This is a genomic window from Betaproteobacteria bacterium (assembly GCA_016709965.1).
GTDB lineage: Bacteria > Pseudomonadota > Gammaproteobacteria > Burkholderiales > Rhodocyclaceae > Azonexus > Azonexus amarohabitans.
In genome coordinates this window covers 2292329-2316036 of the sequence record JADJLT010000001.1, presented here as the reverse complement: position 1 = coordinate 2316036, position 23708 = coordinate 2292329, and the positions used below count along the sequence as shown (strand labels likewise).

Annotated in this window: 24 protein-coding genes and 1 pseudogene; 7 read left to right on the top strand and 18 right to left on the bottom strand. The window is 59.2% G+C overall.

The features are described from left to right. The 7 genes and pseudogenes from IPJ12_11340 to htpX all read right to left on the bottom strand — a co-directional run bounded on the left by IPJ12_11340 (nt 1) and on the right by htpX (nt 8180). Nucleotides 1-638: pseudogene (locus IPJ12_11340) on the bottom strand (IS1595 family transposase). A gap of 78 nt (nt 639-716) precedes the next feature. Beyond that, a complete protein-coding gene (locus tag IPJ12_11335; protein ID MBK7647737.1) occupies nt 717-1292 on the bottom strand; it encodes a GAF domain-containing protein in 576 nt (191 codons plus the stop codon). Between the two features lie 155 nt (nt 1293-1447). Continuing rightward, the gene (locus IPJ12_11330; GenBank protein ID MBK7647736.1) at nt 1448-1786 is read right to left on the bottom strand and encodes a P-II family nitrogen regulator; all 339 of its coding nucleotides are present in this window, start codon (nt 1784-1786) and stop codon (nt 1448-1450) included. Further along, on the bottom strand, nt 1783-4893 hold the full coding sequence (locus tag IPJ12_11325; protein MBK7647735.1) for an efflux RND transporter permease subunit: 3111 nt from the start codon (nt 4891-4893) through the stop codon (nt 1783-1785). The genes IPJ12_11330 and IPJ12_11325 overlap by 4 nt, the downstream gene beginning before the upstream one ends. After that, entirely contained in the window at nt 4890-6029 is a 1140-nt protein-coding gene (locus IPJ12_11320; GenBank protein ID MBK7647734.1) for an efflux RND transporter periplasmic adaptor subunit, read from the bottom strand. Before IPJ12_11320 ends, IPJ12_11325 begins: the two co-directional genes overlap by 4 nt. After that, on the bottom strand, nt 6026-7261 hold the full coding sequence (locus IPJ12_11315; protein ID MBK7647733.1) for a TolC family protein: 1236 nt from the start codon (nt 7259-7261) through the stop codon (nt 6026-6028). The genes IPJ12_11320 and IPJ12_11315 overlap by 4 nt, the downstream gene beginning before the upstream one ends. Before the next feature lie 43 nt (nt 7262-7304). Then, entirely contained in the window at nt 7305-8180 is an 876-nt protein-coding gene (gene htpX, locus IPJ12_11310; protein MBK7647732.1) for a protease HtpX, read from the bottom strand. Between the two features lie 102 nt (nt 8181-8282). Between htpX and IPJ12_11305 the strand changes: the two genes are divergently transcribed. From IPJ12_11305 to lipA, 6 genes are read left to right on the top strand one after another with little or no spacing between them, the layout of a single operon-like run. Continuing rightward, on the top strand, nt 8283-9191 hold the full coding sequence (locus IPJ12_11305) for a LysR family transcriptional regulator (GenBank protein ID MBK7647731.1): 909 nt from the start codon (nt 8283-8285) through the stop codon (nt 9189-9191). 34 nt (nt 9192-9225) lie between these two features. Further along, the gene (locus tag IPJ12_11300) at nt 9226-10365 is read left to right on the top strand and encodes a D-alanyl-D-alanine carboxypeptidase (protein ID MBK7647730.1); all 1140 of its coding nucleotides are present in this window, start codon (nt 9226-9228) and stop codon (nt 10363-10365) included. Nucleotides 10366-10369: 4 nt separating this feature from the next. After that, nucleotides 10370-11245, top strand: a complete 876-nt coding sequence (locus IPJ12_11295) for a D-amino acid aminotransferase (GenBank protein MBK7647729.1) — start codon at nt 10370-10372, stop codon at nt 11243-11245. A 1-nt stretch (nt 11246) separates the two neighbouring features. Beyond that, nucleotides 11247-11516, top strand: a complete 270-nt coding sequence (locus IPJ12_11290; GenBank protein MBK7647728.1) for a DUF493 domain-containing protein — start codon at nt 11247-11249, stop codon at nt 11514-11516. Further along, nucleotides 11513-12130 (top strand): lipoyl(octanoyl) transferase LipB, encoded by a 618-nt coding sequence (lipB, locus tag IPJ12_11285; protein MBK7647727.1) that lies wholly within the window; start codon nt 11513-11515, stop codon nt 12128-12130. The genes IPJ12_11290 and lipB overlap by 4 nt, the downstream gene beginning before the upstream one ends. After that, a complete protein-coding gene (gene lipA, locus IPJ12_11280; protein MBK7647726.1) occupies nt 12123-13067 on the top strand; it encodes a lipoyl synthase in 945 nt (314 codons plus the stop codon). Before lipB ends, lipA begins: the two co-directional genes overlap by 8 nt. Before the next feature lie 110 nt (nt 13068-13177). Here lipA and IPJ12_11275 read toward each other — a convergent pair whose 3' ends face one another. The 6 genes from IPJ12_11275 to IPJ12_11250 all read right to left on the bottom strand — a co-directional run bounded on the left by IPJ12_11275 (nt 13178) and on the right by IPJ12_11250 (nt 17971). Continuing rightward, the gene (locus IPJ12_11275) at nt 13178-13714 is read right to left on the bottom strand and encodes a hypothetical protein (GenBank protein MBK7647725.1); all 537 of its coding nucleotides are present in this window, start codon (nt 13712-13714) and stop codon (nt 13178-13180) included. A gap of 1 nt (nt 13715) precedes the next feature. Continuing rightward, nucleotides 13716-14036: a hypothetical protein gene (locus IPJ12_11270; protein MBK7647724.1), complete on the bottom strand. Its 321-nt coding sequence runs from the start codon at nt 14034-14036 to the stop codon at nt 13716-13718. A gap of 91 nt (nt 14037-14127) precedes the next feature. After that, nucleotides 14128-15423, bottom strand: a complete 1296-nt coding sequence (locus tag IPJ12_11265) for an acetyl-CoA hydrolase/transferase family protein (protein MBK7647723.1) — start codon at nt 15421-15423, stop codon at nt 14128-14130. 100 nt (nt 15424-15523) lie between these two features. Further along, nucleotides 15524-16666, bottom strand: coding sequence for a class I SAM-dependent RNA methyltransferase (locus tag IPJ12_11260; GenBank protein MBK7647722.1), 1143 nt, complete (start codon nt 16664-16666; stop codon nt 15524-15526). A gap of 1 nt (nt 16667) precedes the next feature. Further along, nucleotides 16668-17084, bottom strand: coding sequence for a CopD family protein (locus tag IPJ12_11255; protein ID MBK7647721.1), 417 nt, complete (start codon nt 17082-17084; stop codon nt 16668-16670). Continuing rightward, nucleotides 17072-17971, bottom strand: a complete 900-nt coding sequence (locus IPJ12_11250) for an SDR family oxidoreductase (GenBank protein MBK7647720.1) — start codon at nt 17969-17971, stop codon at nt 17072-17074. The genes IPJ12_11255 and IPJ12_11250 overlap by 13 nt, the downstream gene beginning before the upstream one ends. Before the next feature lie 33 nt (nt 17972-18004). Here IPJ12_11250 and IPJ12_11245 point away from each other — a divergent pair, with 33 nt between their 5' ends. Beyond that, the gene (locus IPJ12_11245; GenBank protein ID MBK7647719.1) at nt 18005-19018 is read left to right on the top strand and encodes a CDP-6-deoxy-delta-3,4-glucoseen reductase; all 1014 of its coding nucleotides are present in this window, start codon (nt 18005-18007) and stop codon (nt 19016-19018) included. A 451-nt stretch (nt 19019-19469) separates the two neighbouring features. Here the strand turns inward: IPJ12_11245 and IPJ12_11240 are convergent, their stop codons facing one another. From IPJ12_11240 to minC, 5 genes are all read right to left on the bottom strand, one after another. Further along, entirely contained in the window at nt 19470-20543 is a 1074-nt protein-coding gene (locus IPJ12_11240; GenBank protein MBK7647718.1) for a hypothetical protein, read from the bottom strand. 477 nt (nt 20544-21020) lie between these two features. Further along, nucleotides 21021-21653, bottom strand: a complete 633-nt coding sequence (locus IPJ12_11235; protein ID MBK7647717.1) for a hypothetical protein — start codon at nt 21651-21653, stop codon at nt 21021-21023. 124 nt (nt 21654-21777) lie between these two features. Then, nucleotides 21778-22035, bottom strand: a complete 258-nt coding sequence (minE, locus tag IPJ12_11230; protein ID MBK7647716.1) for a cell division topological specificity factor MinE — start codon at nt 22033-22035, stop codon at nt 21778-21780. A gap of 1 nt (nt 22036) precedes the next feature. After that, a complete protein-coding gene (gene minD / locus IPJ12_11225; protein ID MBK7647715.1) occupies nt 22037-22852 on the bottom strand; it encodes a septum site-determining protein MinD in 816 nt (271 codons plus the stop codon). Nucleotides 22853-22887: 35 nt separating this feature from the next. Then, a complete protein-coding gene (minC, locus tag IPJ12_11220; protein ID MBK7647714.1) occupies nt 22888-23646 on the bottom strand; it encodes a septum site-determining protein MinC in 759 nt (252 codons plus the stop codon). Nucleotides 23647-23708 lie beyond the last annotated feature (62 nt).

Below are 23708 nucleotides of genomic sequence, written 5' to 3'. Positions count from 1 at the left end.
CGCCTGAGGTGTGCCTTATCGGCCTTCTCCAGGATGAAGTCTGCGGTGTTGCCGGTACGATCCCGGCAAATCAGGACAGCGGTCTGTTCTTCCGACAGGCCGCGCTTACTGGCTTTGCCGCCCCGCTTGCGGGGAGCACGACTCAAACCTTGTCTTCTGCCCCTTCTGTGACTCAAGGAAATACGTCTCATCGGCTTCAGCAATGCCCGCCAGGCTGATCGCCTGCTGACCATTGGGCAAGTTCAGGAAGCGGTGGCGCCAGCGGAATGCCGTGTTGGGATGAATCCCCACCGCAGCGGCACTTTTGCGGATGCTCGTCCCCTCAGCCAGCTGTTTCGCATAGTCCATCCATTTCGCTTTGTGCCGAAGTCCTGCTAGCGGTGTGTCAGTCAGGGCGTTGAAAGTCGCTCGACAGGCGTTGCAGCGATAACGTTGCAAGCCATTGGCGAACCCCAGCGGGAAACCTGCTCGTGTGCGCAATGCGGACAGTGCGGCTTCTCGGTCATCCGGGTCTCAACCACTTGGTAGGACGCCGACTCCTGCGCCGCCGGTTGCAGCCGATCCATCAAGACTTGCCGCTGGTGCGGCGTCAATTCCTTCAACGCACTCGACAGTTTCCGGAAATCATTGGGCTTCATCGCAACACCTATCCGATTGATTCAGATAACTTTGTTATAGACCAACATGCAAAGATTACATAGCCAAATAAAATAAATTCAGGTACCAAAAGCAGCCTTTAAACGCAGATCGGCCGCATGGGCCTGACTACGGGCTTCGTCGGCCTCGTACTCAACCAGCGCCAGCGTAATCAAGTTGGCCACTGCGTGGGCGAACAGGCCATGTGCCGATGTCCACGGATGACGGGAGCCGACCTGCTCAAGACAAAGAACGCCCTGCAATTCACCACGAATGTGAATCGGCGTATCGAGCACGGCAGTCACCCCGTAGAGCGGAAAATAATCTGCCGCAAACTCGGTGGTCAGCGGGTGAATGTAGGCGTCATCGGCCGAAATACTGCTGCCACCGCGCAAGGCATGAAAATACACCGGGTACTGACTGGCCTTGATGCATTCACCCTTGGAGTGACGCCGCGCCGACAGCTCATACAAATCAATGCAACGCAATTCCTGTTGATGATCGGTCAGCGCCCAGATGCTGACACGCTCGATACCTGACATCTGTGCGGCTGACTCGGTCAGGATGCTCAACATCATATCGAGTGGTGCCTCCTTGAAGTAGGCACCACGCGACAAACTGGCAATGCCCTCCTGCAATTCAGCAGGTGACGGCAATGTTGTCCCAAAACTCCGGGCTCTCGGATTTTCCATAACTCTCAGCTAGCTTCAGCCCCAAAGGGCATCTCGACAGCGCGAATTTTAGAAACGTCTGACAAATTGGCTGTGAAATCCTCCACACTGGAACGAAACACTCCATAAGCATATAACGATCAACCCGGTCCCTGCGTCGTCTTGAAAATGAACGCGGCACGCTCGATGTCGGTAATCCAGACCAGGCCGTCGCCATAATGTCCGGTCAGCGCCACTTCAGTCACTCGCTGAAAAATAACGTCCGCCACCTCGTCCGGCGCCACAATCTCGATTCGCACCTTCGGGCTGTAGTCCGTCAATTCATCCTTGATCCTGACGCGCGCCGGCACATGTCTCGACGGTGCGCTACAACCCTCGACCTTGGTCACCGTCATGCCGGGAAAGCCAGGCAAGGCCACCAGTGCATCACGTAAGACTGCCAGCTTGTTGGGGCGAATGATCGCCTTGATTTCCTTCATGCCTCGACCTCCTCTTCATCAAACCAGCGGTAAATGGTGGGCAGGACCAGCAGGGTCAGCAAGGTGCAGGTAATCAGGCCGCCGATCACCACAATGGCCAGCGGGCGCTGCACCTCGGACCCCGGTCCGCTCGAAAACAGGAACGGGATCAGGCCGAGCATGGCGACTGTGGCCGTCATCATCACCGGCCTAAAACGTAACGTGGCACCCTCCACCACCGCGTCGCGCACGCTTCGGCCCGCTTCCCGCAAGCCGCGGATATAGGACACCAGCACCACCCCGTTGAGCACGGCGATGCCCCACAGCGCAATGAAGCCTACTGACGCCGGCACCGACAGGTATTCACCACTGATGAACAGCCCGATGATGCCGCCAATGGAAGCAAAGGGCAGCACGGTGATGATCAGCGTGGCGAAGCGCAGCGAATTGAAGAGCAGGAAGAGCAGGAAGAAAATCGCCGCGATGGTGATCGGGATGATGATCTTCAAATGCCCCAGCGCCCGCTCCATGTTCTGGAACTGACCGCCCCACTCCAGGTAATAGCCATCCGGCAACTTGATCTGTCCGTCGACTTTCTGCTGCAACTCGGCAACAAAACTGCCCAGGTCGCGATCCTTGACGTTGACGCCAACCACGATGCGCCGCTTGCCCAGCTCGCGCGAAATCTGCGCCGGACCATCCATCACGCTGATTTTCGCCACATCGGCCAGACGCGCCTGGGCGCCATTGCGCGACGTGATCAGGATGTTCGAAATGGCCTCGACGTTATTCCGGAAGCTCTCTGGCAAACGAACAACCCCCGGGAAGCGACGCTCACCCTCGAAAATCTCGGTAGCAACTTTGCCGCCCACCGCTGTTTCCAGCAGATCGTTGACGTCGGAAACGTTCAACCCGAGGCGCGCAATGGCCTGCCGATCAATCTCGATGGACAGGTACTGCTGCCCGCTGATCCGCTCAATGCGCAAATCCTGGGCGCCCTGCAAGGTCTGGGCGACCTTGCCGATCTGGCCGGCAATCTTCTTCAGCTGATCGAGATCGTCACCAAAGACCTTGACCGCGATGTCGGAGCGCACACCGGTGACCATTTCATCAACGCGGTCGGAAATCGGCTGGGCCATGACGACCTGGACGCCCGGCAAGACCTTCAGTTTCTCGCGCATGGCATCCTGAATATCCTCCTGCGTCCAGCCAGGGGGCCATTCGCTGCGCGGTTTCAGGCTGACGATGGGCGTCGACTCGTTCGGCCCCTGCGGGTCGGCTGGCGATTCACCGCGACCTACGCCAGACACTGCCGACTTGACGCCCGGCACCTGCATGACCAACCGCATGGCCTCCATTTCCATCTTGATCGACTCATCGAGCGAAATATTGGGCACGCGGTTGATACCCGGCACCACCGAGCCTTCCTTCATTTCCGGGATAAAGGCCGTGCCGAGGAATGGCAGCGTACCGATGGTCAACACAAAGGCGACGACCGCCAGGATCACTGTCTTGCGTTCATTACCCAGCGCCCAATGCAACATCTTCAAGTACCGGCGCTTCATGGCAGCGATCAGCTTGGTATCGTGATCGCCATCATGCGCCGGCGGCTTCAGCAGATAGGTCGTCATCACCGGCGTCAGCGTCATCGACAGCACCAGCGAAATGGCCAGCGCAATGGCGATGGTGTAAGCCAGCGGCGCGAACATCTTGCCTTCCATGCCCTGCAGGGTCATCAAGGGCAGGAAGACGAGAATGATGATGCCGACGCCGAAGATGACTGGCGTTGCCACCTCCACTACCGCACGCAAAATCACCCGCAACTGGCTCTCGCCGCTTTTTGCGTGGCGCCCAAGTTGCAGGAAGGCGTTTTCGACGACCACCACCGAGCCGTCGACCATCAGGCCGATAGCGATGGCGAGGCCGCCCAGCGACATCAAATTGGCCGAAATGCCCAGCTTGTTCATCGCCATGAAGGTCAGCAACGGCGTCAGTACCAGCGTCGCCACGACAATCAGCGAGGAGCGCACATCACCGAGGAACAGGAAGAGAACGATGACGACCAGCGCCACCCCTTCGAGCAGCACCTTGGTCACCGTCCACAGCGCAGCATCAACCAGTTCGGAACGGTCGTAATACGGCGCAATCTTCAGACCGTCGGGCAGCATGCCCTTGCGATTGATTTCCTCGACGCGCGCCTTGATCCGGCTGACCACTTCCTTCGCGTTGCCGCCGGCAATCATCATCACGATGCCACCAACTGCTTCAGTCGTACCGTTCTTGATGACGGCGCCCTGACGGACGTCATGGCCGATCTGCACCTCCGCTACATCGCGGACGTATACCGGCACGCCATCCTTTTCCTTGAGCACGATGGCGCGCAAATCCTCCAGATCGCGGACCAGGCCCACGCCGCGAATCAGATATTGCTCAGCATATTGCGGCAGGACACCACCACCCGCATTGGCATTGTTGCGACCAACCGCCTGATAGACGTCGGCCACGCTCAGCCCGAAATGCCGCAGCTTGTCGGGATTGACCAGCACCTGATACTGCTTGGCATAGCCGCCCTGCGAATTGATTTCAGCAACGCCAGGAATCGAGCGCAGCAATGGGCGAACCACCCAATCCTGGGCAATCCGGCGCTTCATCAGCTCTTCTTCGCTCATGGCCCGGTCGCCGTCATCGGCTCGCTCCAGCGTGTACTGATAGACCTCGCCCAGCCCGGTCGACACCGGCCCAAGCACTGGCGTAATGCCCGCTGGCAAACGCGAGCCCACCTCAAGCAGGCGCTCCATCACCAGTTGCCGGGCGAAATAAACGTCCGTCTTGTCGTTGAACACCAGCGTGATCAACGACAGACCCGGCTTGTTCAGCGAACGCATTTCCTCCAGCCCGGGCAGACCGGTCATCGCCACTTCCAAAGGCACGGTGGCGAAACGTTCGACCTCTTCCGGCGAGCGGCCCGGCGCCTCGGTGGCAATCTGCACCTGCACATTGGTCACATCGGGGAAAGCATCGACGGACAGTTTCTGCGCGGCGTTCAGGCCGAAGAAGAAGAGGACGGCGGCAATGACCGCGACAATCAGGCGCTGCTTGAGCGCCGCACGAACGAGAGACTCAATCACGACCCCTCCATTTCCTTGCGATTACGCTCGTTATTCAGATGAAAAGCGCCATCAACCACCAGTTTTTCACCGCCCTTGAGTCCGCCAAGGACGACGCGCACACCGCGCTGCTCAGGCCCCAACTTGACCTTTAGCAAACGGAAGCCAGATTCACCTTCGGCGACAAAGACATGGTCCTCGTCATTTTCACGAACGACGGCGCCAGCCGGCACGACAAGGCGGTCAACCGGTCGGGCTTCAATCAGCATTGAGGCCAGCATGGCCGGCTTGAGACGACCTTCGCGGTTATCCAGCTCGGTGCGCACCAGAACCGTTCGCGTTTCCGGATCGATGGTCTGCCCGACAAAAATCAGTTTTCCGACCAGCTTTTCGTTGCCCAGCGCCGGCACCTCGATACTGACCGACTGTCCTGTCCGGACCTGACTGACTTGCTGCTCGGGCACCTGCGCCACCGCCCACAACCGCGACAGATCGGCAATAACAAACAACGAATCGGCCGGCTGTACGACCTGCCCCTGTGCCAGCTTGCGCTCGACAACGACACCGCCGATGGTCGCCACCACCGGCGCCACCGAATCCACTGCACCGTGCTTGCCCAGGCGATCTATCGCAGCCGGACTGACGCCGAGCAGTTTCAGTTGATCTGCCGCCGCCCGCGCTTCAGCGACAGAAATCTGGAATTCGCTTTCCCGGCGCTGCAATTCGGCGGCACCGATCACGTCGGCATCAAACAGCGCCTTGGCGCGCTCAGCATTGCGCCGGTTGAGTTCGAGCTGAGCCCGTGCCTTCAGGTAAGCCAGTTGCTGGCTCGACAGCTCACTGCTGTTCAGCTGGGCCAGCACCTGGCCCTTGCCGACATCCTGCCCGAGCAAGGCGTCAATTTTTGTGACCCGTCCGGTCACGGTGGCACCGATACGCGCCAGACGCTGCTCGTCAAAATCGATACGCCCCGCCACCCGCAGGGTTTCCGCCACGGCCTGGCTGGCAACGTCGGCCAGCTTGAGCTGGGCGATCAATTCAGCAGCAGGTGTAACCAGCATCGGGTCCTGCACCTTCTGCGCCGACGTCTGATCGCTCTCCTTGTTGCAGCCCATCAGGATTGCTGCGGTCAACAGGAAAAATAGCGCTTTTTTCATTTTTTTGCTTCTCCGGGAATTGCCCGCAGCCTTTCAATGTCAACCCAGGCCGAGGCCAATTCGTAACGAGCCGCAATCAATTCGGCTCTCGCCGCGCGGTACACACGCTGCGCATCAAGTACTTCGAGAAAGCCACGCTCGCCGAAGCGATAAGCGGCTTCTGACACCTTCAGGGCAGCCTCGGCCTGCCTGACGATGCCGCCCTCCAGCGCTGTCACCTGCGACTGGGCAATTTCGTATTGCTGAAAGGCAACCTCCAGCTGCTGACCCAGCGAAAACTCCTGGGCAGCCAACTCATGACGGGCCCGCGACAACTGCGCAGCGGCCTCGCCCACCGGACCGCTGCGCCTGTTCCATAGCGGAATGGAAACGACCACACCAAACTTTGAAGCGCGCGTATCGGGGTCTTCATCGACGCTGGCTTTCAGGGCCAGGCTGGGCCAGCGCTGGCGACGCTCAAGGTCGAGCTGATGCTGGGCACGCGCCATTTCAGCGCGCACCCGTGCCAGATCCGGGCTGGTTTCAGCCAGCTTCTGACGCAGTCCATCGATGTGCGGCAGCTCAGGAACATTGCTCAAATCGCCGGTCATCGTGAAATCGGACGGCAGCGCACCGCCGACACTCCGCCGCAGCAGCGATCGTGCCTGCTCAACCCGAAACTCTGCAGCCTGCGCCGTTTTCTGGGCATTCAGCATTTCCGCATCGGCCTTGATCAGCTCAAAGCGCGGTGCCTCGCCGGTCTCGACGCGAAGCGCAATGCGCGAACGCACGCTCTCCATCAACGCCATGTCCTCGCGGGCAGTCTTTAGTTCAGCCTCGCGGCGCAGCACCTCGAAATAACGCAGACGCAGACTGACCAGCGAATCAGCCTCGAATATCCGGACTGCCGCCGTGGTCGCATCCAGCCCGGCCTCGGCAGCGCCGACCCGCGCAGAACGCTGCCACGGCATGTCCAGCGGCTGGGTCAGAATGACGCTGCGGGCATTTCCAGTATTGCTACCCGGCCCGCGCGAGCGCGATGTACCGCTCAGGTATTCCAGTTCCGGATTGGGAAAAGCCCCGGCACTATCAACCGCATAGCGCGCCGCAGTGATCTGCTCGCGAGCAGCCAGGACGGAACGACTCGACGCCATGGCCAGTGCTTCTAGCCTGGGCAAATCGTATTCGGGCTGCGCGACGACCAGCGTCGCGCTTACCCCCAGAAGGAAACCCATTATTTTGGTGCGATGCATCACAAGCCCATTCCAGTCTCTCGTCGTCTATTCATAGCCGCGATCAACGGCGACCCAAAGCAGCAATCCGTTCTTCAAGCGGCGGGTGCGTCGCAAACAGCGCCATCCAGCTGCGCCCACCGGCAATCCCGGAGGCCGCCATGTTTTGCGGTAGCGGTTCGCTATGCATGTTGCCCAAGCGACGCAAGGCGTTCTGCATCGGCACTGGCGAGCCCATCAGGCCAGCCGCCCCGGCATCGGCACGAAATTCGCGCTGACGCGAGAACCAGGCAACGATGGTGCTGGCGAGCAGGCCAAAAACCACTTCGCAAATCATGCTGGTGACAATGTAGCCGATGCCTGGGCCGCTGTTTTCGCTGTCACCACGACGCAGGAAACCATCGACCACATAACCGACGATACGCGACAGGAAGACAACAAAGGTATTCACCACGCCCTGGATCAAGGTCAGCGTCACCATGTCACCGTTGGCGATGTGCGCGACCTCGTGAGCCAGCACCGCTTCGGCCTCATCGCGCGTCATGCCTTGCAACAGGCCGGTGGAAACAGCAACCAGCGAGTTGTTTTTGGTCGCGCCCGTAGCAAAGGCATTCGGCTCGCCGTCATAGATGGCCACTTCGGGCATGGGCAGGTTGGCGCGCTTGGCCAGCTTGGCCACGGTATCGACCAGCCACATTTCCGTCGATGAACTCGGCGCCTCAATCACCCGGGCGCCGACGCTCCATTTCGCCATGGTCTTCGACATCAGCAGCGAAATGAAGGCACCGCCGAAGCCGATCACGGCTGCAAAGGCGAACAACATGCCAACGTTCAGGCCATTCGCCGTCAGGTAGCGATTGACGCCCAGCACGCTGGTAGCGACGCTGAGAACCAGCATGACCGCGAGGTTGGTCGCAAGAAAAAGGACAATTCGTTTCATTTGGAACTCCTCGAAAGAGAAACAGGTGAATGATATTGCGTTGCAACAAACTAAAAAACCGGAGCAAAATGGAAACACTCTTCGATTTTTTCTGTAGAACTCATGACACCACTTAACTATAAGCATCTGCATTACTTCTGGGTCGTTGCCCAGGAAGGCAGCATGACCCGCGCCGCCGAACGGCTTGGCGTCGCCGTGCAGACGATCAGCGGCCAGCTTTCGCTGCTGGAGCGACAATTGGGCAAGGCCTTGTTCAACTCGCAGGGACGGGGATTGGTGCTGAGCGAAGCTGGCCGGGTCGCGCAAGGCTACGCCGACCAGATTTTCCAGCTCGGTGAGGCGCTGACCGAAGCGGTTGAAACCAGCGGCAGCGAGGCCACACTTCGTCTGAAAGCCGGCATTTCAGACGGCATTCCTAAGTTGCTGGCCTATCGCCTGCTATCCACCGTGACCAGCATGCCGGCCGATGTCCGGCTGATTTGCGATGAGGGCGAATTCGACACACTGCTTGCCGATCTCGCATTGCACCGGCTTGACGTCGTCCTCACCGACCGGCCAGCCCCGGCTGGCGGCAATCTCAAGGTATTCAGCACGCCACTCGGTGAATTCGCCACCGCCTTGTTCGCCACCTCGGCGCTGGCTACGCGCTACCAGCAAGGCTTTCCAAACAATCTGGATGGTGCGCCCATGCTGCTACCGACCCGCCACCACGCGCTCCGCGGACACATTGACCGCTGGCTGGAAAATACGAATATCCGCCCCAAAATTGTTGGCGAATTCGAAGACAGCGCCCTGCTGACGACCTTCGGCCGGGAAGGACTGGGTATTTTCCCGGCCCCGCTAGCGCTGGCCGAGCAGATATCGACGCAACTCGAAGCCGTACCGCTCGGTTCGATGGCCGGCGTCAGCGAGCAGATTTACGCCATCTCCAACGAAAGACGCATTCGCCACCCGGCCGTTGAAGCGCTTTGTGCCGCAGCGCCGCAAGCAGGGATGCAGCCAAGGGTATAATTCCAGCCCCCAACGCAAATCAAAGAAATCGCCAATGTCGCTGTTCCGCAAGACCGCCCTTCTCGTACTTAGCCTCGTCATCACCTCCCACGCCGTGGGCCAGCAATTGCCCATTCCGCCTTCGCTCGCCGCCAAGTCCTGGCTGTTGCTCGAAATGGGCTCGAACCAGATGCTGACCTCGGAAAAGCCGGACGAACGCCTCGAACCTGCTTCCCTGACCAAGCTGATGACGGCCTACCTGACCTTCGCCGCCATTCACAAGAAGACCATTGCCCTGGAGCAGGCGGTGCCTGTTTCCGAAAAAGCCTGGCGCACCGGCGGTTCCAAAATGTTTGTCCGAGTCGACACGCAAGTGCCCGTTGAAGATCTGATCAAGGGCATGATCGTCCAGTCCGGCAACGATGCCTGCGTGACGTTGGCCGAGGCAATCGCTGGCAGCGAGGAGAATTTCGCGCAGATGATGAACCGCGAAGCGCAGCGCCTGGGCATGAAGTCATCCAGCTTCCGTAACTCCACCGGCCTGCCCGACCCGGAGCACTACACTACTGCGCGCGACCTTTCCTTGCTGGCTTCCGCGCTGATCCGTGACTTCCCCGAGGAATACAAAAAATATTACTCGATGAAGGAGTTCACCTATAACGGCATCACCCAGCCGAACCGCAACCGCCTGCTCTACATCGACCCGACGGTTGATGGCGTCAAGACCGGGCATACCGAAGCGGCCGGCTATTGCCTGATTTCCTCGGCCCTGCGCGACAAGCGCCGTCTGCTCTCTGTCGTTCTCGGCACAGTTTCCGACTCCGCTCGCGCCAGTGAATCGCAGAAGCTGCTCAACTGGGGCTTCATTTCCTACGACGCGGTGTCGCTTTACACCAAGGATCAGGCGGTTGCTTCACTGCACGTCTGGAAGGGCGCCCAAAAAGAGGTCAAGGCCGGTTTTACCAGCGACCTTTCCATTGCCGTCCCCAAGGGCTACGCTGAAAAGGTCAAGTCAGAGTTCGTGGCCGAACCGCGCCTGATTGCCCCGATCGAAGCAGGCCAGAAACTTGGCATGCTCAAGGTTACGGTTGACGACAAGGTGTACGGCGAATATCCGGTGACAGCTCTTGAAAATGTGCCACTAGGCAACATCTTCACTCGTATCATCGACACCATCCGCCTCTGGTTCAATTAAGCTCATGACGCCCTACGTCGCCGACCCGGTCTTTCTGAATGGTCGCTTGCTGCCGCTGGCGGAAGCGGGTATTTCGCCGCTGGATCGCGGTTTTCTGTATGGCGACGGTGTCTATGAACTGATCCCGGTCTATTCGCGCCGGGCTTTTCGCATTGACGAGCACATCCATCGACTGCAGGCGACTCTGGACGGGATCAAGCTGGCCAATCCACTGAGCGCCGACGGCTGGAAAGCGGTTGTCCTGAAACTGATCGAAACCGCACCGTGGGAAGACCAGTCGATCTATCTGCAGGTCACCCGTGGCGCCGACGACAAGCGGGACCACGCCTTTCCGCCAGCCAGCGTGCCGCCGACCGCCTTCGCCTTTTCTTCGCCGCTGGTCACCACCCCGCCCGAGGTGCGCGCCACCGGCGTCGCGGCGATTACCGTCCCCGACCTGCGCTGGTCACGCTGCGATTTGAAGGTCGTCTCGCTGCTCGCCAACATACTGGCCCGCCAGCAGGCCGTCGAGCAAGGCTGTGCCGAAGCGCTGCTGATACGCGATGGCTTCATGAAGGAAGGCGCTGCCTCGAACATCTTTGTCGTCAAGAATGGTGTGCTATTCGCGCCACCCAAGACGCATCTGATGTTGCCCGGCATCACCTACGACGTCATCCTCGAATTGGCCGAGCGCCACGGTCAACCGGTAAAAATCGCCGAAATCGAAGAAACTGAACTTCGTGCCGCCGACGAGGTCTGGATGACCTCATCGACCAAGGAAATTCTGGCGATCACCACACTGGATGGCAACCCGGTCGGATCGGGCAAACCCGGCCCGCTCGGCGAGCGGATGTGGCAGTGGTATCAGGATTTCAAGAACAGCGTAATGCGCAAAGGCTGACATGGCTTCGTACAAGGACACCCTCCTCGAATTTCCCTGTGAATTCCCCCTGAAGATCATGGGCAAGGCTGACGACAGCCTGGCTCAGGTCGTCCTTGAGATTGTCACCCTGCACGCACCGGATTTCGATGGCGCCTCCATGGAGATGCGCGCCAGTTCGGGCGGCAACTATGTCAGCCTGACCTGTACTGTCATCGCCACCTCCAAGCCGCAACTTGATGCGCTGTACACCGACCTGAGCGGCCACCCGATGATCAAAGTGGTGCTGTGAGCCTTGTCGTCAAACGGCTCGGGCAGGTCGACTATGCCCCGACCTTTCAGGCCATGCAGGACTTCACCGCGACGCGCACGACCGAAACGCCTGACGAAATCTGGATCGTCGAGCATACGCCGGTGTACACCCTTGGCCAGGCCGGCAAGCCCGAGCACATCCTGCGCGATGTCGGCATCCCCATCGTCAAGATTGACCGCGGCGGCCAGGTCACCTACCACGGCCCCGGCCAGGTCGTGATCTACCTGTTGCTTGACCTGGCGCGCCTGAAAATCAAGGTGCGCGAACTGGTCACAGCCATCGAGCAGGCCGTCATCGACCTACTGGCAAGCTATGGCGTTACGGCTGAACGCCGCGCCGGCGCCCCCGGTGTCTACGTCGGCGATGCCAAGGTCGCCGCCCTCGGCCTGCGCATACGAAACGGCTGCAGCTACCACGGTTTATCGCTCAATGTCGATATGGATCTTTACCCATTTACAGCGATCAATCCCTGCGGCTATGCTGGGCTCAAGGTCATCCAGACCAAAGATCTGAATATTCCGCTCACGCCCCAAGAGGCCGGCGAGCAACTCTCTCAACACCTGCTGCTGCAACTGGACAAACAACATGGCTGAAAAAGGCGTCAAGCAAAAAGGCGAACTCAAAACCGCGCGCATCCCTATCAAGATCGTGCCGGTCGACACGCCGCTGCGCAAGCCGGAATGGATACGCGTCAAGGCCGGCAACAGCGCCGGACGCTTTGGCGAAATCAAGACCATGCTGCGTGAAAAGAAGCTGCATACGGTCTGCGAAGAAGCCGCCTGCCCCAACATCGGCGAATGCTTCGGCCGCGGCACGGCCACCTTTATGATCCTCGGTGACATCTGCACCCGGCGCTGCCCGTTCTGTGACGTCGGCCACGGCCAGCCACTCGCGCCCAACCCCGACGAGCCGCGCGAACTGGCCGAGTCGGTCGCCATGCTGAAACTGAAATACGTGGTCATCACCAGCGTCGACCGCGACGACTTAAGGGACGGCGGCGCCCAGCACTTCGTCGACGTCATCCGCAACACCCGCGAACTGTCACCAACCACCACCGTCGAAACGCTGGTGCCCGACTTCCGCGGCCGCATGGATGTCGCCCTGGAAGTCCTCGGCGGCGCTCTGCCCGACGTGCTCAACCACAACATGGAAACCGTGCCCCGCCTCTACAAGCAGGCCCGCCCGGGCGCCGACTACGCGCATTCGCTGGAATTCCTCAAGCAATTCAAGGCTCGCTACCCCAACGTCTCGACCAAATCCGGTCTGATGGTCGGCCTCGGCGAAACTGACGAAGAAATTCTCGACGTCATGCGTGACCTGCGTGCCCACGACGTTGAAATGCTGACCATCGGCCAGTATCTTGCCCCCTCCGGCCACCATCTGCCGGTCACCCGCTACGTTCATCCCGACACCTTCAAGATGTACGAAGAAGAAGCCAAAAAGATGGGCTTCACCGGAGCAGCCTGCGGGCCGATGGTGCGTTCCAGCTACTGGGCAGACGAGCAGGCACATAGCGCCGGCGTCGCCTGATTTGACTGGCCGATAAGCCGCTACGACCCCAAAAAGTCGGTTGCTGCGGTCAACCGGAAAAAACAGCCAAAATGAAAATCCCCGGCACTTGGTCCGGGGATTTTTTTGCCTTATTTCTTGAGGGATGGCGGCGGCGGTGGCGGTGATCCCGGGGGGGGAGGGGGAATCCCGGCATCCTGGGCACGCACCGGCGCCGAATAACTCATGTTGGCCGGCACCGGGACGCGATGCCCCTTGCTGTACATGCACTGGATATAGGCATTGTCATATTGACGCTGTGTCCCGACACCGGACGCACGCGCAGAATCACTACCGACCGCACTGCCCATCAACAAGCCAGCCCCGGCGCCGATCGCCGCGCCCTGACCATTGCCGCCAATTGCAGCACCAGCCAGTGCGCCTACCGCCGTACCAACGGCTGCACTGGTAATCGCTGACTCACGGGCGCCGTCCTGAGCCGTCTTGCCACCCACCTGATAGTAGGCAAACTGGCGGCAATCCATGTCGTCAGCCCGGAAGCGATCAAAATTTTGTCCGGTACCCGGCAAGACCATCACACTCGGCCCGGTCGGCATCACCGTACAGGCGCCAAGCAGCAAGGCAATACCCAATACGCTCAGGCGCGATGCAAATTTCGTTTCAGCCATATTATTTCTCCGGTTGCGGCAACACTTTCTGCCAGCCTTCAGGACACTCCTTGACATACGGGTAGTACCCTTTGGCACTCTTGCAGTAATACCAGAACGACTGCGCAGCGGGTTGTGATTGCTCGATATAAACCGGTGGCTGCGACGGCGGCACGACCACCACCTGTGGCGGGTAATAGTAGGGCGGTGGATACCAAACCGGCCCCCAGACGGGGCCGCCAATATAGACGCCGACATTACCGCGCCAGCCATGCGCCCAAGCGCCGCCCGTGCCGGCCAGGAACAAGGCCAGCATTACAACAATGAATTTTTGCACTTTCATGATGACACCCGATCTACCAATAACTCACTTGTACGATAGCTAATTATCGGCAAACCGGGCGAACAAAATTGCTACAGTTTGTAAGCGCCAATCAAAGCAGCTTCAGGCGTTTCGCCGCTTCGCGCAACTCGCCGCGGAAATTCGGATGGGCAATGCCAATCAGTGCTTCGGTCCGCTGCTTGGCAGTCTTGCCACGCAACTGTGCGACGCCAAACTCGGTCACCACGTAGTTGATGTCGTTCTTGCTGGTCGATACATGCGTACCCGATGACAGTGTCGGCACGATACGGGAGATGGTGTCATCCTTGGCCGTCGACGGCAGCACGATGAAGGCCTTGCCACCATTGGAACGGTTGGCGGCACGCACGAAATCAGACTGCCCACCGGTACCGGAATAAGGAACCGGACCGAGGCTTTCCGAGCCGCACTGACCGAGAAAGTCGATCTGCATCGTGGCATTGATGGCGTGGAGGTTGTCGTTCTTGCCAGCCAGATAAGGGTCATTTGTGATATCAACCGGGTGCATTTCAAGCGCCGGATTGCGGTGCATGAATTGATACAGCTTTTTCGACCCCAGTGCGAAGGTGGCCAGCATCTTGCCCGGGTGATAATTCTTCTTGCGGTTGGTAACGACGCCTGCCTCAACCAGCGACATGATGCCGTCACCGACCATTTCGGTGTGGATACCCAGATCTTGCTTGTCGGTCAGCTGCATCACCACAGCATCCGGAATGCCGCCATAACCGATTTGCAACGTGGCGCCATCGGGAATCATCTCGGCGACATATTTGCCGATGGCTTCCTGAACCGGCCCGATCTTGGGCAGGCCCACTTCAAGGATCGGTTCGTCGCTTTCGCAAAGAGCGGTCACTTGCGAAATATGGATGTGGCAATCACCGTTGGCAAACGGTACGTTCGGGTTCACTTCAAGCACCACCACGCGCGCCCGATTAATTGCTGCCATGGTGTAGTCAGCGGCCAGCGCCAGCGAGAAAAAGCCGTGCTCGTCCATCGGCGAAGCCATACTGAAAACGACATCCGCCGGCATCTGGCCACGGTTGAGCAACTGCGGCATTTCAGAGAAATAGGCCGGGATGAAATCAATCCAGCCGTCCTTGCCGCCGGGGCGGGTGGCACCGCTATAAAAATAGGCAGTATGGCGAACATTCTCGACGGTTTCCGGATCGATGTAGCCAAATTTGCGCACAGCAAGAATCTGAGAAATCTGCACATCACGAAAATCGCGGCGGGCGTCTGACAAAGCCGTCAGCAGGCTGGGTGGCTCGCCGACCGCAGTCGGAACAACGATGGTGTCACCATTTTTGACGACGCGTATGGCATCGGCGGCTGACATCCGTTTTTGCTGGTAAAGGGCCTGAACGGGCATGTGCTATCTCCAATAATTATTTTAGAAAATTAATGCTCACATAGCGATCGGGGCAACAAGCTGACCAAGATCAAATTCGATTCTAATGGGATTGCGGCGATCATGGCTTGCGATTGCTACCGGCAACCATGCGAATTTCAAAAAGTCTGCACTCCAGCGGGCCATTGAACAGCGGCGTCTTGCGGCTGGGCCGGAGGCCGACCAGCTTGGGCAGACGCAGGTCAGCGGTAAAGAAGAAGCAGTTCCAGCCGGCCCAGTGCTTTTTCAGCGCAGATCCGAGGTCGGGATAGAAAGCCGCTAGTTCGTCCTGCTCACCAATACGCTCGCCATAGGGCGGATTGGCCACCATGATGCCGTGCTCCGTCAACGGCTGGGTATCAAGCAAATCCTGGCGGTCGACGGTGACAATGCCGCCAAATCCGGCCTCCTGAAGATTTCGGCGAGTCGCCCGAACAGCCTTGTCGTCGATGTCGTAACCGCGGATATCCATCGGTTCTGCCGGCTTGACGCGCGCCTCTGCCGCAGCACGAATATTCGCCCAGTTCATGGCCTCGAAGCTTTTCAGCATCTCGAAGGAAAAGCCGCGATCCAGCCCCGGTGCCCGGTCAAGCGCCATTTGCACAGCTTCCAGCAGGAAGGTGCCGCTGCCGCACATCGGGTCAACCAGCGGGGTACCGGGCTGCCAGCCGGTGATCTTGAGGATGCCGGCTGCCAGGTTTTCCTTCAGCGGCGCATCGATGCTGGCCTTGCGAAACCCGCGCTGCCAGAGCGGCTGGCCGGATGTGTCGAGATAGAGCGTACATTCATTTTCGGACAGAAAAACATGGACGCTGACATCCGGGTTCCGTGTCTCGATATTCGGGCGATCACCGCGGTCCTCGCGGAAACGGTCGCAAATGGCATCCTTGACGCGCAGCGTGACAAAATCCAGCGACTTGAGCGGGCATTTGATCGCCGTGGTCACCACACGCATGGTGCGCGTCACGTCGAAATGATTCGGCCACAACTGGCGAACGGCCAACCGATAGATGTCTTCCTCCTTGGCGTACGGCCCCTTGACGATGTGCCACAGGATGCGGGTGGCCAGCCGTGACTCAAGGTTGGCGCGATAGCAGACCGACCAGTCACCGGAAAAGAAAACGCCGCCATGCGTCGGCCGCAGCTCTTCGCCACCGACAGCCCGCAGCTCTTCGGCTAGCAGTTCTTCCAGCCCGCGCGGGCAAATTGCGAAATATTTGTTCATGTCAGAAAGGCTTCAGGACGACGAGAAAAAGGACAATCAGCAGTATTACGACCGGCAATTCATTGTAAAAACGGTACCAGATGTGGGTCTTGTTGTTGTTCGCATCCTGGAACTGCTTGAGTACCCGGCCGCAATGCCAGTGATAGACGGCCAGTATCGCGACCAGCGCCGTCTTGGCATGCAGCCAGCCACCACCAAAGCCATAGCCGAACCATAGCCAAAAACCGAGAGCCACGGCGAGGACGCCCAGCGGCGTCATGAACTTGTAAAGTTTGCCCGCCATCAGCAACAGGCGATCACGCTCGGCCTTACTATCCGCCGGCACCATGGCCAGATTGACAAAAATGCGCGGCAGGTAGAACAGGCCGGCAAACCACGAAATCACCATCCAGATATGCAGTGTCTTTACGACGAGCATGCGACTCTCCTTAAGCGCGCCTCCGCTATCCCGACGTCAACCGTCGGGTACGCGAGGCGCAGTTTTAATTCTTTTTTCAGACGCTGATTGCCGATACGCCGCGACTCGCGCATGAAGGACATCTGTACGGGAGACAGCGTTTGCTCTGCCTCTTGCCGCGAAATGCGAGGTGGCCGGGGCAGTTCGAAGGCATCGGCCACACGGTCAAAATACTCGGCCATTTTCAGATCGGAATCATCGACGACATTGTAAACGCGGCTGGCGCCGCCGTGAGTCAATGCGGCAATGCAGGCCGCCGCCAGATCATCGGCGTGAATGTGATTGGTGAAGGCATCATCCGCATCATTCAAGGCCGGCAAACCGCGTTTCAAACGATCCAGCGGCAAACGGTCGGCGGCATAAATGCCCGGTGCGCGCAGGATGGAAATGGCCACCCCGGTGCTTCTGCCCCAGGCGCGAAGACGACGTTCCGCATCTACGCGGCGACCAGCGCGCGCGCTTTCGGGATTCGTGCGTCGCACTTCATCAATTCGTGCGCCGCTACAATCACCGTAAACCCCTGTCGTACTTACGTAAATGAGCCGCCGTGGTAGACTTTTGGCTGTGCCCAGCGCCGCCAGAAGGTTGCGGGTGCGTGTGTCGTGCCCGCCTTCACCGGGCGGCGGCGCCAGATGCAGGATGACATCGGCCAGTCCGGCGATACGCTGCAGACTGCCGCGGTCGTCAAGATCGGCCAGCACCGGCGTCGCGCCTGCCTCGCGCCAATCGGCGGCACGTGCCGGGTCGCGCAGCAGTGCATAAACGCGAGCGCGCGCCGGGCACTGAGCAATGCGGGAAAGAATGCGGCGGGCCACGTCCCCGCTGCCGACAATCAGGATTTTTTGCACGGCTGCATTGTAGCCGACGAGCAAGGGGAACAAATGAGCTACCAAATCACTGTCCAGCCCAGCGGCCGACAGTTTGTTGCCGAAGACGATGAAACGCTGCTTGATGCTGCGCTACGCCAGGGCCTGACCCTGCCCTACGGCTGCAAGGATGGCGCCTGCGGCTCCTGCAAGGGTAAAGTGCTGAGCGGCACGGTAGATCACGGCAAGGCTCAGTTGGCAGCCCTCAAGGACGACGAAAAGGCAGCAGGTCTGGCGCTCTACTGCTGCGCCAGCGCGCGCTCCGATCTGGTCATCGAATGCAAGCAGGTGCGACTGGCAGGTGACATTCCGGTCAAGACGCTACCCACGCGCATTGAAAAGCTGGAAAGGCTGGCGCCGGATGTCATCGAATTGCACCTGCGCCTGCCAGCCAGCGAACGCCTGCAATTCTGGGCCGGTCAATACATCGACATCCTGCTCAAGGACGGCAAAAAGCGCAGCTATTCGCTGGCCAATGCACCGCACGACGATGCCTTCCTGCAACTGCATATTCGCCACGTAGCAGGCGGCCTGTTCACCGATCAGCTCTTCTCGACCATGAAGGTGCGTGACATCCTGCGTTTCAACGGCCCGCACGGCACCTTCTACCTGCGCGAGGATTCGCAGAAACCGATGATCCTGCTCGCCGGCGGCACCGGCTTTGCCCCGATCAAAGCCATCGTCGAACACGCCATTGCCGAAAAATGTGATCGCCCCATGCACATCTACTGGGGCGCCAAGGCGTTGGTCGATCTGTACCAAAACGCACTGCCGGAAAAATGGGCGGCGGAACACGCCAACATCAAGTACATCCCGGTGTTGTCCGAACCGGCGGCCGGCGATGACTGGCAGGGTCGTACCGGCTTCGTGCATCAAGCGGTTTTGGCTGATTTCCCGGACCTCTCCGGCTATCAGGCCTATGCCTGCGGCGCACCGGTGATGATCGATGCGGCGAAACGTGATTTCATGGCCAAAGGCTTGCCGGAAGAAGAGTTCTTCGCCGACGCTTTCACGTTTTCGAGTATTTGATTTTTGGCCGATTTTTCCGGTTGACCGCGAAAGTGAGCCAACACATAAAAACGCCATGTGTAATCCGTGATTGATTTTTCACTGTGCCAAACAACATGCCAGTTCGCTCTTTGCGGGTCCGTCTCACTTCGGCTCAAGACGAAATGTACGGGGAACTCCCCTAAAGCCGACGTTCAGTTCGCTGTTCGCGCCGATCTGGCCACTCACCTTTGGTTGCTCCGCTTTTGCGTTTAGCGCTCTGCGCTGCAGTGGGAGCCGTCATTCGACGTGAGCCAGAATTTTCCATCGAGTTCTCAGCAGTGGCCATACCCGCCGCTGGTTCAGTTTGGGCGTTACCCGGTTCCCAAAATTCGATAGAACACCTTGCCGCACTGACAATGATGGGCACCGGCAGGCGCTATCAGGATGAAGACAGCTTGCGTAATTCCATCAATGGCTGATGACCGGCGACTTATAAAGGTCTTTCTATCAGGCTGCGCAGGGACTCGCTGCCGATGGGCAGGTAGAACAACATCCCAATCGCCTGCACCTGCCAACCTTCGCTGCTGGACCATCGTTTAAAGCCAGTCATCACACAGTCGGTGCTGCGCACTTCCCCGGCGCCAGGTGGGTTTCCCAACATTTGGGTGTAAGGAGTCAATCCTTCTTTTGTCAAAATTAGGTAGACGCGCTCACGCGGAATCGGGGCGATGGGGTCGACTCCGTCAGTGCGGAACCCAATGGTAAATTCCGCCAGAGGTGGCGCAGCATCGAAAGCCATGTTGGGCGTGAATTCTGATCGCACCACGACGCCATTGGATTGCGCCCAGTGCAGGCGCAGGTAAGGCGGAGCTTCCTTCGCTGACCACATCAGGTGTACATCATTGCCGTTGGTGCAGTAAACGGGGTGGGCGGTGGATTGGTTTGTGGGCCACTGCCCACCTTGACGCAACTCCACGCGGACCAGACGACTGTCAGGGGCGCCCAGTAAGGATTGGGTATAGATTACCCCAGCTCCTGCCAAGTGGTAGCGCCGCACGGCTTGCACTGTGTGTTGCAACGGTGGATTGCCAGCAGGCACTTCGCGGCGTAGGGCGATATCGCGCGAGGCTGCATATAAAGGCCCCTGGACTGCAAAGTACGCTGTGCCCGGAATCGCCAGAATCGCCAGACCGGTAACCCCCAGCACCAGACTTTCGGAGCGCGTGAGTTCCGGGCGCACACGCCCCCCAGCCAGCACATGGCTGCCAAACCAGATCAGCGGGGCAACCGTGAAAAGCGCAATGTAAAAGACGAGCAGTGTCTCAGGGCCCGAGGCAGCACGCGCCGGCAACACAAGCACTGCCAGCGTGAGGGGTGCAGCCAGTGCCGAGACCAAGCGGACGGCTAACCAACTACCCATACGCCCGGTAGGTTTGAAATACCGGCTTTCCAGCCATAGCAGGCCCAATATCAGGGCAATCAGACCGGCTGCTACGCGCAACCAAGTCTGCTGGTCTTCAGGCAGCATGCCTGAGAACGTATCCAGTCTTTGTTGCCATTCCATGCGTGTTCTCCAAAGATGCGCACCGAGCGGCGCGTACGCGCGTAGTGCGGCAGTTTAACTGCGGCCCTTACCTTTAAGTAGGGTCAAGCACAGGGTATTAGTGCCTTGAACCCCGGGTAATCTTGCGGGCCGTGCTGGAGAAGAGCCCTTCTAAGACGGCACTCGGTGAGTGTCAGGTGACTGCACAGGAGCCGCATCGTCAAGAAAACTGGCATTCCTATTTGGCAGACAGCTTCAAATCTTTTGACGCTGGTGTTGATCGACTGCTTCCAGCGAACCTGGAGGGCAGCGTTGTCACTTTCCCGTGAATTTCATCCAGCTTCGGCGCACGACGGCTCCGGGAACGTCGAGAGACAGTCTCTGCCACCTCGATGGCATATTTCAAGCGAACATTGTGCAGCGCAGTGCGCCCCGCATGCATCAATCGCGGATACACATTCCCATTAAAAATTGCGGATGCCGCGGCATTTACACACCCTACCGCGCCCAGGCACAACCCTTCAACGCCTGACCATTCAGGTTGAGTGTTGCCGTCCAGGCAAAAACACCATTTGTTTCAGTATCCCGGCACAGGGTTTTGTCAAAGCGCACCGACAGTTTGTAATGCTCGTTCGCGCCGTCGTAGCGAGTTACGTTGCCTTCGGTGCGAAATTCCGTGTAGGGCAGCACGACCTCCGGGTTCCCGTAGCGTCGCAGCTGAACGTACTCGCTCCCAGCCACCAGTGCCCAAGCCGGATCATTGCCCGCCGCCCGCCATGACTCCGCCTTGCCACCCGGCATCTGGCATCGCCCTTCGACGCGCGCCATGTTCACCGCCGAGGCATTCAATGTACCGTTATGGAGCACACCGAGCAGTTCGACATAGAGCCGCTTGCCGGCACCCAGACCCACACTGTTCAGGACGCTGGTAACGCTACCGTCCGCCGAGACATCTTCAACATTGGCGTAGCTGCGGTCACGGCAGGGCGCGAATATGAGTCTGTCTCCCTGCTTGAGCATCAGCCCATAAGCCATTTTTTGCAGGCTATCGAGTGACTTGACCTCTTCAGCATGCAGCATGGAAGCGAGCAGAATGACTGCCAGTGCAGCGAACGAATGGCGGAATTTCATGGCGGCGGAATCCTGAAAAAGACAATGCCGGCATTGTGACCTGCCGGCATGGCAAAGCGTTTGATACATCTCAGCAAACGAACTTCGATGAATCAGAAGTCGTTAAGACCAGCATCAGCTCGCCTCAACCCTTTTCGGGCAAGACAATATTGACTTCAAGCACTTCGTAATTGCCCTGTTTTTCCAGCGAAACGCGGATATCGTCGGTGTTCACCTTGACGTACTTGGAGATCACGGCGATCAGTTCGCGTTGCAGGTCGGGCAGGAAGTTGGCGCTGCTGCCGCCGCCATCGCGCTCATGGGCGATGATCAGTTGCAGGCGTTCCTTGGCGACCTGTGCCGTTTTCGGCTGGTTGCCGAAGAGTTTCTGGAGCCACGACATGTCACTTGCCTCCGAACAGGCGCTTCAAGAGGCCCGGCTTGACGTAGTCGACGAAACGCAGTGGCTTGTCTTCACCCAGGAAGCGGGTGATCACGTCATGGTAAGCCTCGGCGGCATCGGTTTCCTTCTGGTGGATGACCGGCGAGCCCTGGTTGGAGGCCTGCAGCACTTCTTCGGATTCCGGAATGACGCCGATGATAGGCACGCGCAGGATTTCCTGGATGTCCTTGTACGACAGCATTTCGCCGGCTTCAACGCGGGTCGGGTTGTAACGGGTAATGAGCAGGTGTTCCTTGACCGGGTCGCGGCCTTCGATGGCACGACGGGACTTGGCCTGCAGGATGCCGAGGATGCGGTCGGAGTCACGCACGGAAGAGACCTCCGGGTTGGTGACGACCAGTGCCTCGTCGGCAAAGGTCAGTGCCATGATGGCGCCAGATTCAATACCGGCCGGCGAGTCGCAGACGATGTAGTCGAAGCCCTGGTGTTCCAGCTCCTTGATGACCTTTTCGACGCCCTCTTCGGTCAGCGCATCCTTGTCACGCGTCTGCGACGCTGGCAGCACGTAGAGGTTGTCGGTGTGCTTGTCCTTGATCATGGCCTGGGTCAGCGTTGCTTCGCCGTTGATGACGTTGATCAGGTCATAAACGACGCGGCGCTCGCAGCCCATGATCAGGTCAAGGTTGCGCAGGCCGACGTCGAAGTCGATGACGGCAGTCTTGAAGCCGCGCATGGCGAGGCCGGAGGAGAAGCTGGCGCTGGTGGTGGTCTTGCCGACCCCGCCTTTGCCGGAAGTTACGACGACGATTCTGGTCACGGTGATTTCTCGTTGGGAAGTTATAGGAATAGGTGTTAGCGAAGCGCCAGCGGAACAATGGTCAGCCGAAGTTCGCCGGCATCCTCAACGAGGCTGACGGTGGCGGGCTGACGAAGCAGTTCGGCGGGCACGCCTGCTTCAAAAGTACGGTACAGGCCAGCAATGGAAAGCAGTTCGGCCTCCAGGCTGGTGGTGAAAATTCGGGCATTCTTGTCGCCACTGGCACCGGCCAGCGCACGGCCGCGCAGCGGGGCATAAACGTGGATGTTGCCATCGGCAATCACCTCGGCACCGGCGCTGACCATGGCGGTCACGATCAGGTCGCAGCCCTTGGCGTAGAAACGCTGGCCGGAGCGCAGCGGCTTGTCGAGGATTATGGTGCGCGGCGCGGGTTCGGGCGCTGCAACAGGCGGCGGCACAGGGGCGACCACCGGCGGTGACTTGGGTGCTTCGTCTGCTTTCGCCCGTTGACGGCCAAGGGCATCGACACCCACCACCGGCAAGCCGGCCGCTGCAGCAGAAATCGCCAACTCATCCGGCAGGCCAATCGTAGCCACCACGTTGAGACCTGACTGGCTAAGCAGATCAACGATCCCGGCCCAGTCGGCAGCCTCGGGCAATGCCTGAGCCTGGCTGAAATCGAGCACAGCCAGCTCATTCTCGAAGAAGTCCGGGCTGTTGCCAGTCAGTTCGGTGAGTGCTTGATGCAGCGCGGCGTGGTCAGTGGTGCGCAGTTGCGTCTGGATGATCTTGAGCGTGGTGCCCTTGAATTGAATCGGTAAATCTTTTGCCATGCCTGCGACGAGTGTTGCGAAAGGGTTGCAATTATCCCACAGGCAGCCATCGGCACGATGAG

Bases quoted from the DNA above. Each gene is read 5' to 3' on its own strand.
- IPJ12_11330 (MBK7647736.1), bottom strand. From the start codon at position 1,786: ATGAAGGAAATCAAGGCGATCATTCGCCCCAACAAGCTGGCAGTCTTA.
- IPJ12_11320 (MBK7647734.1), bottom strand. From the start codon at position 6,029: ATGAAAAAAGCGCTATTTTTCCTGTTGACCGCAGCAATCCTGATGGGC.
- IPJ12_11315 (MBK7647733.1), bottom strand. From the start codon at position 7,261: ATGCATCGCACCAAAATAATGGGTTTCCTTCTGGGGGTAAGCGCGACG.
- htpX (MBK7647732.1), bottom strand. From the start codon at position 8,180: ATGAAACGAATTGTCCTTTTTCTTGCGACCAACCTCGCGGTCATGCTG.
- IPJ12_11305 (MBK7647731.1), top strand. From the start codon at position 8,283: ATGACACCACTTAACTATAAGCATCTGCATTACTTCTGGGTCGTTGCC.
- IPJ12_11300 (MBK7647730.1), top strand. From the start codon at position 9,226: ATGTCGCTGTTCCGCAAGACCGCCCTTCTCGTACTTAGCCTCGTCATC.
- IPJ12_11295 (MBK7647729.1), top strand. From the start codon at position 10,370: ATGACGCCCTACGTCGCCGACCCGGTCTTTCTGAATGGTCGCTTGCTG.
- IPJ12_11290 (MBK7647728.1), top strand. From the start codon at position 11,247: ATGGCTTCGTACAAGGACACCCTCCTCGAATTTCCCTGTGAATTCCCC.
- lipA (MBK7647726.1), top strand. From the start codon at position 12,123: ATGGCTGAAAAAGGCGTCAAGCAAAAAGGCGAACTCAAAACCGCGCGC.
- IPJ12_11275 (MBK7647725.1), bottom strand. From the start codon at position 13,714: ATGGCTGAAACGAAATTTGCATCGCGCCTGAGCGTATTGGGTATTGCC.
- IPJ12_11270 (MBK7647724.1), bottom strand. From the start codon at position 14,036: ATGAAAGTGCAAAAATTCATTGTTGTAATGCTGGCCTTGTTCCTGGCC.
- IPJ12_11265 (MBK7647723.1), bottom strand. From the start codon at position 15,423: ATGCCCGTTCAGGCCCTTTACCAGCAAAAACGGATGTCAGCCGCCGAT.
- IPJ12_11260 (MBK7647722.1), bottom strand. From the start codon at position 16,666: ATGAACAAATATTTCGCAATTTGCCCGCGCGGGCTGGAAGAACTGCTA.
- IPJ12_11255 (MBK7647721.1), bottom strand. From the start codon at position 17,084: ATGCTCGTCGTAAAGACACTGCATATCTGGATGGTGATTTCGTGGTTT.
- IPJ12_11245 (MBK7647719.1), top strand. From the start codon at position 18,005: ATGAGCTACCAAATCACTGTCCAGCCCAGCGGCCGACAGTTTGTTGCC.
- IPJ12_11240 (MBK7647718.1), bottom strand. From the start codon at position 20,543: ATGGAATGGCAACAAAGACTGGATACGTTCTCAGGCATGCTGCCTGAA.
- IPJ12_11235 (MBK7647717.1), bottom strand. From the start codon at position 21,653: ATGAAATTCCGCCATTCGTTCGCTGCACTGGCAGTCATTCTGCTCGCT.
- minE (MBK7647716.1), bottom strand. From the start codon at position 22,035: ATGTCGTGGCTCCAGAAACTCTTCGGCAACCAGCCGAAAACGGCACAG.
- minC (MBK7647714.1), bottom strand. From the start codon at position 23,646: ATGGCAAAAGATTTACCGATTCAATTCAAGGGCACCACGCTCAAGATC.